At 66.8% G+C, this 12,553-nt stretch carries 16 protein-coding genes; 5 read left to right on the forward strand and 11 right to left on the reverse strand.

Features of this window, described 5'->3' with window-relative positions; all coding sequences use genetic code 11:
- Window positions 1-2 precede the first annotated feature (2 nt).
- Window positions 3-947: a 5'-nucleotidase gene (locus HLA98_RS13210; protein WP_019660382.1), complete on the forward strand. Its 945-nt coding sequence runs from the start codon at window positions 3-5 to the stop codon at window positions 945-947.
- Between the two features lie 174 nt (window positions 948-1,121).
- Here the strand turns inward: HLA98_RS13210 and HLA98_RS13215 are convergent, their stop codons facing one another.
- The 11 genes from HLA98_RS13215 to asnS all read right to left on the reverse strand — a co-directional run bounded on the left by HLA98_RS13215 (window position 1,122) and on the right by asnS (window position 10,634).
- Window positions 1,122-1,673 (reverse strand): DUF2939 domain-containing protein, encoded by a 552-nt coding sequence (locus HLA98_RS13215; RefSeq protein ID WP_057500629.1) that lies wholly within the window; start codon window positions 1,671-1,673, stop codon window positions 1,122-1,124.
- A gap of 55 nt (window positions 1,674-1,728) precedes the next feature.
- Window positions 1,729-2,415 carry a DUF2461 domain-containing protein gene (locus HLA98_RS13220; protein ID WP_005410240.1) on the reverse strand — a complete coding sequence of 229 codons (687 nt, stop codon included), beginning with the start codon at window positions 2,413-2,415 and terminating at the stop codon, window positions 1,729-1,731.
- Window positions 2,412-3,851, reverse strand: a complete 1,440-nt coding sequence (gene sbcB, locus HLA98_RS13225) for an exodeoxyribonuclease I (RefSeq protein ID WP_057500628.1) — start codon at window positions 3,849-3,851, stop codon at window positions 2,412-2,414. Before sbcB ends, HLA98_RS13220 begins: the two co-directional genes overlap by 4 nt.
- Window positions 3,851-5,218 (reverse strand): FAD-dependent oxidoreductase, encoded by a 1,368-nt coding sequence (locus HLA98_RS13230; RefSeq protein WP_057500627.1) that lies wholly within the window; start codon window positions 5,216-5,218, stop codon window positions 3,851-3,853. Before HLA98_RS13230 ends, sbcB begins: the two co-directional genes overlap by 1 nt.
- Window positions 5,219-5,249: 31 nt before the next feature.
- Complete coding sequence (kynU, locus tag HLA98_RS13235) at window positions 5,250-6,524, reverse strand: kynureninase (RefSeq protein WP_057500626.1); 1,275 nt, start codon at window positions 6,522-6,524, stop codon at window positions 5,250-5,252.
- 138 nt (window positions 6,525-6,662) lie between these two features.
- The gene (locus HLA98_RS13240) at window positions 6,663-7,184 is read right to left on the reverse strand and encodes a 3-hydroxyanthranilate 3,4-dioxygenase (protein ID WP_057500625.1); all 522 of its coding nucleotides are present in this window, start codon (window positions 7,182-7,184) and stop codon (window positions 6,663-6,665) included.
- 20 nt (window positions 7,185-7,204) lie between these two features.
- Window positions 7,205-7,867 (reverse strand): carbonate dehydratase, encoded by a 663-nt coding sequence (gene can, locus HLA98_RS13245; RefSeq protein ID WP_005413910.1) that lies wholly within the window; start codon window positions 7,865-7,867, stop codon window positions 7,205-7,207.
- Between the two features lie 74 nt (window positions 7,868-7,941).
- Window positions 7,942-8,580: an FMN-binding negative transcriptional regulator gene (locus HLA98_RS13250; protein ID WP_057500624.1), complete on the reverse strand. Its 639-nt coding sequence runs from the start codon at window positions 8,578-8,580 to the stop codon at window positions 7,942-7,944.
- 7 nt (window positions 8,581-8,587) lie between these two features.
- Window positions 8,588-8,902, reverse strand: a complete 315-nt coding sequence (locus HLA98_RS13255; protein ID WP_006453002.1) for a hypothetical protein — start codon at window positions 8,900-8,902, stop codon at window positions 8,588-8,590.
- Between the two features lie 7 nt (window positions 8,903-8,909).
- Window positions 8,910-9,209: a hypothetical protein gene (locus tag HLA98_RS13260; protein WP_005417403.1), complete on the reverse strand. Its 300-nt coding sequence runs from the start codon at window positions 9,207-9,209 to the stop codon at window positions 8,910-8,912.
- A 30-nt stretch (window positions 9,210-9,239) separates the two neighbouring features.
- Window positions 9,240-10,634, reverse strand: a complete 1,395-nt coding sequence (gene asnS / locus HLA98_RS13265; protein WP_057500623.1) for an asparagine--tRNA ligase — start codon at window positions 10,632-10,634, stop codon at window positions 9,240-9,242.
- 128 nt (window positions 10,635-10,762) lie between these two features.
- Here asnS and HLA98_RS13270 point away from each other — a divergent pair, with 128 nt between their 5' ends.
- The 4 genes from HLA98_RS13270 (at window position 10,763) to rplI (ending at window position 12,543) form a co-directional block, all read left to right on the forward strand.
- Window positions 10,763-11,101, forward strand: coding sequence for a HesB/IscA family protein (locus HLA98_RS13270; protein ID WP_006376495.1), 339 nt, complete (start codon window positions 10,763-10,765; stop codon window positions 11,099-11,101).
- A gap of 207 nt (window positions 11,102-11,308) precedes the next feature.
- Entirely contained in the window at window positions 11,309-11,746 is a 438-nt protein-coding gene (gene rpsF / locus HLA98_RS13275) for a 30S ribosomal protein S6 (RefSeq protein WP_049445625.1), read from the forward strand.
- Between the two features lie 11 nt (window positions 11,747-11,757).
- A complete protein-coding gene (gene rpsR / locus HLA98_RS13280; RefSeq protein WP_002804494.1) occupies window positions 11,758-11,988 on the forward strand; it encodes a 30S ribosomal protein S18 in 231 nt (76 codons plus the stop codon).
- 105 nt (window positions 11,989-12,093) lie between these two features.
- Entirely contained in the window at window positions 12,094-12,543 is a 450-nt protein-coding gene (rplI, locus tag HLA98_RS13285; RefSeq protein ID WP_049408589.1) for a 50S ribosomal protein L9, read from the forward strand.
- The last annotated feature ends 10 nt before the right edge of the window (window positions 12,544-12,553 follow it).

Genomic DNA, 12,553 nt, shown 5'->3' on the forward strand with positions numbered 1-12,553 from the left:
CGATGGGCGACAACTCCCCCCGTTTGCTGACCGTTGCGGTGACCTCGCGCGCGCTGTTCGACCTCGAGGAAAGCCACGCGCTGTTCGAGAGCGATGGCGTGGCGGCCTATGCCGAGTTCCAGCGCCAGCATGAGGACGACATCCTCGGCCCCGGCGTGGCCTTCCCGGTGGTGCGCAAGCTGCTGGCGCTGAACCAGGGCGCCAGCCCGGAGAACCCGCGGGTCGAGGTGATCCTGCTGTCGCGCAATTCGGCCGATACCGGCCTGCGCATCTTCAACTCGATCCAGCATTACGGCCTGGGCATCATCCGTGCGACGTTCACCGCCGGCGAGCCGACCTGGCCGTACGTGAAGCCGTTCGGCACTGACCTGTTCCTGTCGGCCAACCCGGAATCGGTGCGCAGCGCGCTGCGCCATGGCATCGCGGCGGCGACCATCCTGCCCAAGCCGCCGGGCGAGACCGCTGCGGCAGCGGCCGACCAGATCGATATCGGTCGCCCGGCCGGCCAGCTGCGCATCGCCTTTGACGGTGACGCGGTGATCTTCGGCGACGAGAGTGAGCGCATTTCGCGCGAGCAGGGCGTGGAAGCGTTTGGCCGCCATGAACGCGAGCGTGCCCGCGAACCCCTCAGCGGCGGCCCGTTCCGCGGCTTCCTGTCGGCGCTGCACACGCTGCAGGAAGTGTTCCCGGCCGGCGAGAGTGCACCGATCCGCACCGCGTTGGTCACCGCGCGTTCGGCGCCGGCGCATGAGCGGGTGATCCGCACCCTGCGTGAGTGGGGCGTGCGCCTGGACGAAGCGCTGTTCCTCGGTGGCCGCCACAAGGGACCGTTCCTGCAGGCGTTCGGCGCCGACATCTTCTTCGATGATTCGCAGCACAACATCGACAGCGCCCGCGAGCATGTGGCCGCCGGCCATGTGCCGCATGGTGTCGCCAACGAGGGGTAGGGCCTGGTAGTTGCCAACCTTGGTTGGCGCTGCCATGCATGGGCGCCCACCAAGGTGGGCATCTACCAGAGCGCTGTACCGCGGTAGTCGCCAACCTTGGTTGGCGCCGTCCTGGATCCATGCCCACCAAGGTGGGCACCTACCGAAAACAGCGCCGTCGAAGGGCATGACCCGTCACGGGCTGCCCGACATCCCCAACTGCAGGTCCACCACCTTCCAGCGCAGGCCCTGCGGTTCCAGCACCACCTTCATCGGCGGCTGGTCGGGGCCGCGATCGACGTCGATCACGAAGCGGTCCAGCGCTTCGAAGTGATGCTCGGCGTTCTTCAATGGCCGTGCCGGCTCGGTCGCGCCGAAGGCATCACCGCCCTGCAGTTCATTGCGGCCGCGCTTCCACAGCACGTGGCCCTGCAGCATCGCGCCGATGCCGGTCGGGGTCACCATCGTCTCCACCGCCGCACCACCGAGCTGGTCGCCCAGCCCATAGAGCAGGGCGCCGAACGCGCTGGCCGCTACATCCGGGCCGGCCTGGCGTACCAGATAGTCGTTGAGCTGGGCGCGCAGGCTGCTGCGCACGCGAGGGAAATCGACATAGCGTTGCAGTCGCGCCGTGTCGCGTTCTTCGATGGCCTTGGACAGGCCATGCACGGCCATGTACGGGCCGCCGAACCACCACGCAGCCAAGGACAGGACCAGCAGCACGGCCAGTGCAGTGAGCTTCTTCATGCTGTCCAGACTGCCGCAAGTGAGGCAGCCAGTGGTGAACGGCAGGTGATGCGGCTCAGAACTCCAGGTCCAGCGCCGCGCACAGGTAGTCAACGAACGGGCCGAGCCCAGCCAGGTCCTTGCCCAGCGTGGACAGCAGGCGCGGGCCGGTCATGGTGGCATCGTCCAGCGAGCGCCACATCACCCAGTTGCGGTGCTTGAGGTCGTCGATGAACTCGAAGTCGGCCGGGAAGCCACGCGGGGGCCGCACCAGCTTTTCGCTCTCCTCGAAATCGAAGCGTTTGCGAAGGGCCGGTGCATGCGCGGCGGCCTTCCAGCTGCCCGGATTGTCGAGGATGAAGTGGCGTACGCGGCGCTGGGTTTCCGGTTCCGGATGCCACAGGCCGGCGCCGACGAAGCTCTCGCCCGGCTGCAGGTGCACGTAGAACGAGGGCGCGGCCACTTCGCGGCGGCGCTCATGGAACAGGCGTGCACCCTGCCAGGTCTTGTACGGCGACTTGTCGTTGGAAAAACGCGCGTCACGATGGATGCGGAACAGCGAACCACCGACGCCACGGGTATCGGCGCGGAAGTGCTCGCTGACCTCAGCCAGCGCCGGCTGCAGGTCGCCCAGCAGGCGCAGGAACGGCTGCCGCACGTGGTCTTCGTACTGCTGGCGGTGATCGTTGAACCAGGCCTTGTCGTTGTGCCGCGCAAGGCTGCGCAGGAACTTGAAGCTGGCGTCCGAGAAATAAGTGCTCACAGCGTCTCCTGCAGGTGCTGGCCCCAGTCGCGCAGCGATTGCAGCAGGGCCTGGCGCCGGGTGTCTTCGGGCGCTTCAGCGGCCAGTGCATCCAGCTGCTGCTGGTACTGGGGCAGGTTGAGTTCGCCCAGGCCGCCGTCTCCGAGCAGGCGCTGGCGGCGGTAATCCTGCCAGCGCTGGCGTTCAGGCGGCGCGAGGCTGTCGGGATGATTGCGCGCGCGGTAGCGGAACAGCAGCTCCGGCAGGCGCGGGTCGCGGAAGCGACCTTCCAGCGCGGCCAGCTGCTCGGGCGCGGTGGTGCGTGCAAGCGCAAGCAGCGGCTTGTCACCGTTGCCGAGGAAGCCGTCGTACAGCGAGGCATCGACGTCGGCCACGGTGGCGGCGCGGGGTTGGTTGTAGACCTGCCGGGCTTTTTCGGCCAGCTGCGGGGCGAACGCGCGCAGGCGCTCCACCTTGGCTTCGATCGCAGCCACATCCAGGCCGAGGCGCGCGTGGTCATCGGCGCGCAGGTGGTTCCAGGCGATCAGCGCCGGCACCTTGTTCAGATGCACTTCCTTCAGCGGTACCCGTGCCGCGCCTTCGGGCAGCTCGCTGGCGCGCATGTACAGGCGCTGTGCGATCACCTCGGCCGGCAGTTCCAGCAGGTCGTCGATCTCGCCTTCCAGGTCGAACACGATCACCCGGTTGTTGATGGTCGGGTGTACGGCCAACGGCAGCACCGGTGCCGCGCACAGGCGGCTGGCCGGGTAGCGCATGGAAATGTGCAGCACCGGCTTCATCGCGGCCACGTCCAGCAGGCCGCCGACGAAGCGCTTGTCGCGCAGCTTCAGGGCGTAGTCCCACAGGCGTGGTTGCGACTGCTTGAACAGCCGCGCCATGCCGATGGTGGCGCGCACGTCGGACAGTGCTTCGTGTGCATCGCCTTCGCGCACGTGGTTGGCTTCGGCCAGATGTTCGAGCTTGAACGAGGTGGCGCCATCTTCGCGCAGCGGCCACCGGATGCCGTCCGGGCGCATCGCGCGCATCAGCCGCAGCATGTCCAGCAGGTCCCAGCGCGAATTACCGTTGCGCCACTCGCGTTCGTACGGGTCGTGGAAGTTGCGGAACAGCCCGTAGCGGACGAACTCATCGTCGAAGCGCAGCGTGTTGTAGCCCAGCGCGCAGGTGCCGGGGCGCGACAGCTGCTCGTTGATGCGGTCGAAGGCCTCGGCCTCGCTGATGCCCTCGGCCAGTGCCTGCTGCGGGGTGATGCCGGTAACCAGGGTGGCCATCGGCGAGGGCAGCAGGTCATCGGCCGGGCGCACGAAGAAGCTGACCGGGGTGTCGATTTCGTTGAGATCGGCGTCGGTGCGGATGGCGGCGAACTGCGAGATGCGCGTGCGCCGCGGGTCCTGGCCGAAGGTTTCCAGATCGTAGAACAGGAAGCTGTCAGCCATCAGTGCGCGCCCTCCAGGACCGGCAGCTGCGCGTGGATCTGCGCTTCCAGCGCGGCCCAGTCGATGTTGTCCAGTGAATCATGGCCGGTGGTGGCGGCCACCAGCATGTCGCGTTGCAGTTCGGTGCGGCGCAGCGCCTCGGCGTACGGCGTGTGCAGGAAGGTGACCATGGTGTAGTGCGGCACGAAGCGCGTCGGCCAGCGACGCTGCAGCTCCTGCTCCAGCTCACGCTGCAGCAGGAAGGCCGGATCGGCCACGCGGTCGCGCATCTCCAGATAGTTCTCCAGCGCCATTTGCTGGATCGCACGTGCATTCGGCTTGCGCTCGGTTTCGAACGCGGCGAACGCACCCTCCAGATCATCGGCCTCCATCAGGTGACGGGCCAGCGCAACGCAGTCCTCGAACGCGCAGTTCATGCCCTGGCCGTGGAACGGCACCATCGCATGCGCGGCGTCGCCGATCAGCACGGCGCGGCCCTGCTGGTGCCAGCGTTCCAGGGTGAGTGTTCCGAGCAGGCCTGGCGGGTGCTGTTCCCAGTCCGCGCGCAGGTTCGGGATCAGCGGCAGGGTGTCGGCAAACTCGCGCGCGAACAGCGCCTCGGCCTGCGCACCGGTGTTGACGGTGGCGAAGCTGGGGTTGCCCTGGTTGGGCAGGAACAGGGTGACGGTGAAGGTGCCTTCGTGGTTGGGCAGGGCGATGCACATGTAGTGGCCACGCGGCCAGATGTGCAACGCATTGCGCTCGATGCGGAAGCTGCCATCGGCGGCCGGCGGGATCTCCAGCTCCTTGTAGGAATGGTCGAGGAAGGCAATGTCCTCACCCAGCGGTGCACGGCGGTTCATCGCCGCACGCAGTGCCGAGCCCGCGCCGTCGGCACCGATCAGGGTGTCGAAGTGGATGTCGTGCGGGCTGTCGTCGCGGTCATCGATGAAGCGCGCGTAGCCGGCATCGAAATCGACGGTATGCAGGCGGCGATGGAAGTGCACGGTGGCGCCGGCCTGTTCGGCCAGTTCCAGCAGCGTGGTGTTCAGGTCGCTGCGGTGGATCGACCAGATCACTTCGCTGTCATCACGGCCATAGCGCTGCAGCTGCGGTTCGCCGTCGCGTGGGTGCACCATGCGGCCGCGCATCATCACCGCGCGCGCCATGACCTCGTCTTCCACACCGGCCTGGCGCAGCGCGTTGCGCCCACGCTCGGCCAGCGCCAGGTTGATCGAGCGTCCGCTCTCGTAGTCAGCCACGCGTGGATCGCCGCGGCGTTCGTACAGGGTGATGCGCCAGCCCTGGCGTGACAGCAGGATGGCCAGCAGGGACCCGGCGAGGCCGGCACCGATAATGCTCAACGAGCGGGAAGCGTGTGCGATCAACGAACTGTCCAGCAGTAGGGGAGAGGCCGGCTTAGAGGCCGGCCCAGGCTTCCACTTCCTCGACGAAGTGGTGCACGTCCAGGTAGCGGTTGTAGAGCGGCGTGGGCGAGATGCGGATCACGTCGGGCTCGCGCCAGTCACCGAGCACGCCGATGCCGCGCAGGTGTTCGAACAGTGCGCGGCCACGTTCGCGGCCACCGATCACGCGCAATGACAGCTGGCAGCCGCGGCGCTGCGGCTCGGCCGGGGTGATGATGTCCAGCACGCTGGACAGGCGCGCGCGCACCAGCGCTTCGAGCATGCCGGTCAGCGCCAGCGACTTGCTGCGCAGCGCCTCCATGCCGGCGCGCTCGAACAGGTCCAACGAGGCCCGCAGCGGCGCCAGGCCGAGGATCGGCGGGTTGCTCAGCTGCCAGCCTTCGGCGCCGATGGCTGGGGTGAACTGCGGTGCCATCTGGAAGCGGGTGGCTTCCTCATGGCCCCACCACCCAGCAAAGCGCGGCAGGGTGGTATCGCGGTGGTGGCGCTCGTGCACGAAGGCGCCAGCCACTGCGCCCGGGCCGCTGTTGAGGTACTTGTAATGGCACCACACGGCAAAATCGGGTGCGACGTCATGCAGGCGCAGCGGCAGGTTGCCGACCGAGTGCGCCAGGTCGAAGCCGATGCGCGCGCCCTGCAGGCGGGCAGCACGGGTGATTGCATCGAGGTCGAAGGCTTGGCCGGTGCGGTACTGCACGCCGGGCCACAGCACCAGTGCAAGGCGCGGACCGTGTTCGGCGATGGCGCGTTCGATCGCTGCCAGCGATATCGTGCCGTTGACCTCATCCGGCTGCACTTCCACCAGGCACTCGGCCGGGTCGAAACCATGGAAGCGGATCTGCGCCTCCACCGCATGGCGGTCGGTCGGGAATGCGCCGGCTTCCATCAGGATCACCGGGCGCTCGGCCGTGGGCCGGTAGAAGCTGACCATCATCAGGTGCAGGTTCACGCTCAGCGTGTTCATCGCCACCACTTCGCTGGGCAGCGCACCGACCACGCGGGCCAGCTGCGCGCTCACCAGGCGGTGGTAGGACAGCCACTGCGTGGGGCCGGTGAAGTGGCCTTCCACCGCCAGCTCGCCCCACTGCTTCATCACTTCCTGCACGGCCGCCTGCGCGCCACGCGGCTGCAGGCCCAGCGAGTTGCCGACGAAGTAGGTCTGCTCGCCACCACCGTGGCGCGGAATCAGGAATTCATTGCGCAGCGGGCGCAGCGGATCGGCGGCGTCCAGGGCAATGGCGTGGGTGCGGCTGAGCAGGTCGGACATGGTCGGGCAACAGGCTGCAACGGGACCGCCAGTGTAGCGCTTGGCGGCGTGCCTGCCGCCGAACCTGTAGAGCCGAGCCCATGCTCGGCTGCCGGGCCACGAAGCCGAGCATGGGCTCGGCTCTACAGGCGCAGGTGCTCAGCCCGCCGCTGGCGCCGGCAGCGGGTCCACGTGCCCGCACTGGCCGCAGGTACGCAGCTCCAGGCTGGCGTGGTAGCGCGCGAACACCTTCGGCAGATCGGTCTCGATGTTCAGCAGCGCGAAATACTCTTCGTGCAGCTTGTGGTTGCAGCGTTCGCAATGCCAGATCACGCCGTCCATCTCATGCGGCAGGCGCTTGCGCTCGACCACAAGACCGATACCGCCGGGCGGGCGCCGCGGCGAGTGCGGCACCTTCGCCGGCAGCAGGAAGATCTCACCGGCACGGATCGGAATGTCGCGCACCGCGCCGTCTTCCTGCACCTTCAGCACCATCTCGCCTTCGAGCTGGTAGAACCACTCCGGACCTTCGTCGTAGTGATAGTCGGTGCGCGAATTCGGCCCGCCCACCACCATTACGATGAAGTCGCCATTGTCGATCATCTTGTTGCCCACCGGCGGCTTCAGCAGGTGGCGGTTTTCTTCGATCCAGGCGTGCAGGTTGATCGGCGAGGCGAGCATGGTCGTGGTCCGTAGTGAGGTCAGTCGCGCCGGCCCTGGCGGGGCACGTAGGACAGTGCCTTTTCATAGGCTGGCTTCAGCTCTTCCGGTCCACCGACATCGATGCCCATTTCGCTGACCCGGCCGTTCTTCAGGCTGTAGACCCAGCCGTGCACCATCAGCTTCTGCCCGCGCGCCCAGGCGTCCTCGACGATGGTCGAACGGCACAGATTGGCGACCTGCTCGATCACGTTCAGTTCGCACAGGCGCGCGTGTTTCAGCTCGTCATCCTCGATCGCATCGAGGATGCCCTGGTGCTTCTGCACCACGTCGCCGACATGCCGCAGCCAGTTGTCGGCCAGGCCGACGCGGGTATTGTGCAGGCAGGCGTGCACGCCGCCGCAGCCGTAGTGGCCGACGATCAGGATGTGCTTCACCTTCAACTGGTCCACCGCGTACTGCACCACGCTCAGGCAGTTCAGGTCGGTGTGCGCGACCACGTTGGCGACGTTGCGGTGCACGAACACTTCACCCGGGGCCATGCCGATGATCTGGTTGGCCGGCACCCGCGAGTCGGAGCAGCCGATCCACAGGTATTCCGGATGCTGCTGCTTGGACAGCTGCTGGAAGAACTCAGGGTCTTCCTTGGCGATGCGGTCGGCCCAGTCGCGGTTGTTCTGCAGCAGGCGGTGGATGTCTTTCATGTGCGGTATCCCTGGCGTCGGGTGGGGGCAAGGCGCGGCCGTTCTGGTCGCGCCGTCGCGGGAAGCTGGGGTGATCAGCCGCTGGAGGCGGACTGTTCACGGTGCCAGCGCATCCACTGCGCCAGCTCATGGGAGGACGGGGAGGCGAGCGCGTCCAGTGCGGCGATCACGGCCTGCTGGTTGGCGTCGGGATGGTTCTGGCTGAGTTTCAGCTTCAGCTGCACGTGTTCCACCTGGAAGCGGAAGCCGACGATGGCGCGCAGCTCCGGGCCGTGTTCGGCACGCGTGGCATCGAACTGCCAGGCCTGGCCGACGCTGGCCTCGAAGCGGTCGCTGATCGCGCCAACCAGTTCGGCCAGCGCATCAGCGTCGTCGAAGGTCTGCAGCTGGCCACGCAGCTCGGCAGAGGCGTAGTTCCAGGTGGGTACCCGCGCGGCGGGTTCCTTGTCCGGATACCAGCTGGCCGAGACGTAGCCGTGTGGGCCATCGACCAGTACCTTGGCCGCGCCGCTGTGGCGCGACTGCGGGTTGGCGCGCGCCCAGTGGCCGCGCAGTTCGATCTGGTCGCCGTCACGCCGGTGCAGCACTGGCATCCGGGTCAGCTCCGGCAGGCCATCGCTGCCGACGGTGAGCACCGTGACGAACGGGTCGCGCGCCAGCAGGCGGTCCAGCCAGAGCAGGTCGGTCTCGGCGAAGGCGCGCGGGGTGAACATGCAGGGGTCAGGCGCGCCCGCCCAGCGACTGGATCATGCGGCCACGCAGGCCCTCGTCGCTGTCGGCCTGCGGCGGCTGCACTTCGTGCAGGCTGAAGCCGCGCACCAGCGCGTCCTCCTCGTCCAGGCCGTCGTACTCGACGAACTCGGCGTCGAACAACTGCGAACGGGCAGTGTCTTCGCTGTCATAGCTCAGCGTGTTGCCATCGCTGTCGAGCACTTCGGCGGTGCCGGCCGGGCGCACGCGCAGGCGCGCCCAGATCAGGGTGTTGCCGAGGCTGGCCAGCCACCAGCTGTCGCGCGAGGCGGTAATGTCATTCATGGATGTGTTACCAGAGCGAGGCCAGCCAGAGCAGGGCGGCCATGCCCAGTCCGGCCAGCAGGGTCAGCAGCGATACCCAGGCCGGCGTCGCCAGCCCGGACAGCGAGCGGTCGGGCTGCTGGCGATAGTCGCGGCGCAGCAGCCAGGCCAGGGCATCGGGCTTGAGGAAGGCGCCGCTGCCGAAGCGCTCGGCGAGCGCCGGGTGGCGGTCGCGCACGTGCACCAGGGTCAGCGGCCAGAAGATCACGAAGGCACTGAACCCGGCCACTGCAACGCCGACGAAACAGAGGGCGAAGAACAGGGTCATGGGAGCGGTACCTCCGTGATCGTGTGGGGCTTAGAAGTCCGCGCTGCCCGGGGCGCGCGGGTAGGGGATCGCATCGCGGATGTTGGACAGGCCGCAGACATAGACCACCAGGCGTTCGAAGCCCAGGCCGAAGCCCGCGTGCGGCACCGAACCATAGCGGCGGAAGTCGCGGTACCAGCTGTAGTGCTCACGATCCAGGCCGAACTGGGCCATGCGCGCGTCCAGCACGTCCAGGCGCTCTTCGCGCTGGCTGCCGCCGATGATCTCGCCGATGCCCGGGGCCAGCACGTCCATCGCGGCCACGGTCTTGCCGTCGTCGTTCAGGCGCATGTAGAAGGCCTTGATGTGCTCCGGATAGTTGGTCACCACCACCGGGCGGCCGACGTGTTCCTCGGTCAGCCAGCGCTCGTGCTCGGTCTGCAGGTCCAGGCCCCATTCGACCGGGAAGTCGAACTTCTTGCCGGACTTCTGCAGCAGGCTGACCGCATCGGTGTAGTCGATGCGCTCGAACGGTGCGTTGATGAAATCTTCCAGCTTGGTGATCGCGTTCTTGTCCACGCGCTCGGCGATGAAGGCCAGGTCGTCGCTGCGCTCGTTCAGAACCGCGCGGAACAGGTACTTCAGGAACTCTTCGGCCAGGCGCGCGTCTTCGGCCAGGTCGGCGAAGGCGATTTCCGGCTCGATCATCCAGAACTCCGCCAAGTGGCGGGTGGTGTGGCTGTTTTCGGCGCGGAAGGTCGGGCCGAAGGTGTAGACCTTGCTCAGCGCCAGGCAGTAGGCCTCGACGTTCAGCTGGCCGGACACGGTCAGGAAGGTTTCCTTGCCGAAGAAGTCGCGGCTGAAATCGATCGCGCCCTTCTCGTCACGCGGCAGGTTCACCATGTCCAGGGTGGACACGCGGAACATCTGGCCGGCGCCTTCGGCGTCGGAGGTGGTGATGATCGGGGTGCTGATCCAGTTGAAGCCGTTCTCGTGGAAGAAACGGTGCACGGCCTGGGCCAGGCAGTTGCGGATGCGGGTGACCGCGCCGAACAGGTTGGTGCGCGGGCGCAGGTGTGCCACTTCGCGCAGGAACTCCGGCGACATCGGCTTGGGCTGGATCGGGTAGGTGAGCGGGTCTTCGACCCAGCCGACCACTTCCAGTGCGCTGGCCTGGATCTCGAACGACTGGCCCTTGCCCTGCGACTTCACCAGGGTGCCGGTGGCAATGACCGAGCAGCCGCTGGTCAGGCGCTTGATCTCGTCGAAGTTGGCCAGGCTGTCGCCGGCCACGACCTGGATCGGGGCGAAGCAGGAGCCGTCGCTCACATTCACGAAAGCCAGATTCGCTGAACCGCGCACCGTGCGCACCCATCCGCGTACCGTGACTTCGCCGCCTTCCGGGATCTTCCCGGCAAGCGCATGTTCAACGCTGACCACCGTCATGACTTGAATCCTCTGCTGATCGACTCGATCTGTGAACACGGGAGTTTACCGGTTGCAGCGTTCTGCTTGCGAGGCATTTTTCGCGGCAACGGCTCCTTATAATGTCCCCGTACCTCTGGAGTAGCCCCATGGCCGTCAGCCTGACCCCCATTGCCTTCGAGCGCGTGCAGCGCTTTGTCGCCCAGACCCCCGGCGCGCTGGGCCTGCGTTTCGGCGTGACCAAGACCGGTTGCTCGGGCTGGGGTCACATCACCGACCTGGCCCGCGACGAGCGCGAGGGCGATACCGTGTTCGACCAGGACGGCGTGAAGATCTACGTCGATGCCAAGAGCCTGGCGCTGGTGGACGGCACCGTGATCGACTTCGGCAAGCACGGCCTGAGCGAGACCTTCACGTTCAGCAACCCGAATGCCACCGCCGAGTGTGGTTGCGGCGAGAGCTTCACCACCGACGCCGACAAGGCCTGAGGGCCGCCTGGGTAGTTGCCGGCCTTGGTCGGCACGGGTGAAGGGCACCCCGGTTCAGGAGCTCCAGGGCACCCCGGTTGCCCGGTCACCCCATCTGCGCCATAATGCGCGGCTTCCTGCCTTCCTGGCGGGAATCCTTGCCCCACCGCGGTATCAACGGCGGGGGGCTGTCCGGCCGCAAGGCCACATCCGAAAGGTAGAAAAAACATGAGTCGTCATTACGAAATCGTGTTCATGGTCCACCCGGACCAGAGCGAGCAGGTCCCGGCCATGATCGAGCGCTACAAGTCGCTGGTCGAGAACGGCAACGGCACCATCCACCGTCTGGAAGACTGGGGCCGCCGCCAGCTGGCGTACCCGATCCAGAACCTGGTGAAGGCCCACTACGTGCTGCTGAACATCGAAGCCGACCAGGCCGTGCTGAACGAGCTGACCGAAAGCTTCCGCTTCAACGACGCCGTGCTGCGCAACCTGGTCATCAAGCGTGACGAGGCTGACACCGAGCAGTCGCTGATCATGAAGAGCAAGGACGAGAAGGGTGACAAGCCGGAGCGCGGTGAGCGCCGTCGTCGTGACGACGAAGAAGGCGAGTCCACCACCACCGCTGACAACGAAGCCGGCGATGACGCCGCTTCCGCCGCCTAAGGAGCCTTCCCATGTCCAAGTTCTTCCGTCGCCGCAAGTTCTGCAAGTTCACGGCTGAAGGTGTGAAGGAGATCGACTACAAGGATCTCAACACCCTGCGCCAGTACCTGACCGAGAACGGCAAGATCGTGCCGAGCCGCGTCACCGGTACCAAGTCGAAGTACCAGCGCCAGCTGGCGACCGCCGTCAAGCGCGCTCGCTTCCTGGCCCTGATCCCGTACACCGACAACCACGACGTCTGATGCCCGGCGGGGCGGCCCGGTGCCGCCCCCGCTGTGCCAGCTATTCGGACAGCCTTTGTTGCGGGGCGTCGCCTCGCTAACGAATAACTCATCTGGAGCAATACCATGCAGCTGATCCTCCTGCAGAAAGTCACCAACCTCGGCAACCTGGGCGACCTGGTTGACGTGAAGCCGGGCTACGGCCGTAACTTCCTCGTGCCGCAGGGCAAGGCCGTTCCGGCCACCGAGAGCAACAAGGCCGAGTTCGAAGCCAAGCGCGCCGAGTACGAAGCCAAGGCCCAGGCCATCCACGCCGACGCTGACGCCCGCAAGGCCAAGCTGGAAGGCGCGAGCGTGACCATCCCGGCCAATGCTTCGACCGAAGGCAAGCTGTACGGCTCGGTCGGCGCCCGCGAAATCGCCGATGCCTTCACCGCTGCCGGCCTGCCGGTCAGCAAGAGCGAAGTCATCCTGGGCGAAGGCGCCTTCCGCAACATCGGCGAATACGACGTGCTGATCCACCTGCACGCCGACGTCGAGACCACCGTCAAGGTCGTCGTCGTCGCCGAAGCCTGATCCCACGCCG

It is taken from the genome of Stenotrophomonas africana, from assembly GCF_013004645.1.
GTDB classification, from domain to species: Bacteria; Pseudomonadota; Gammaproteobacteria; order Xanthomonadales; family Xanthomonadaceae; genus Stenotrophomonas; species Stenotrophomonas africana.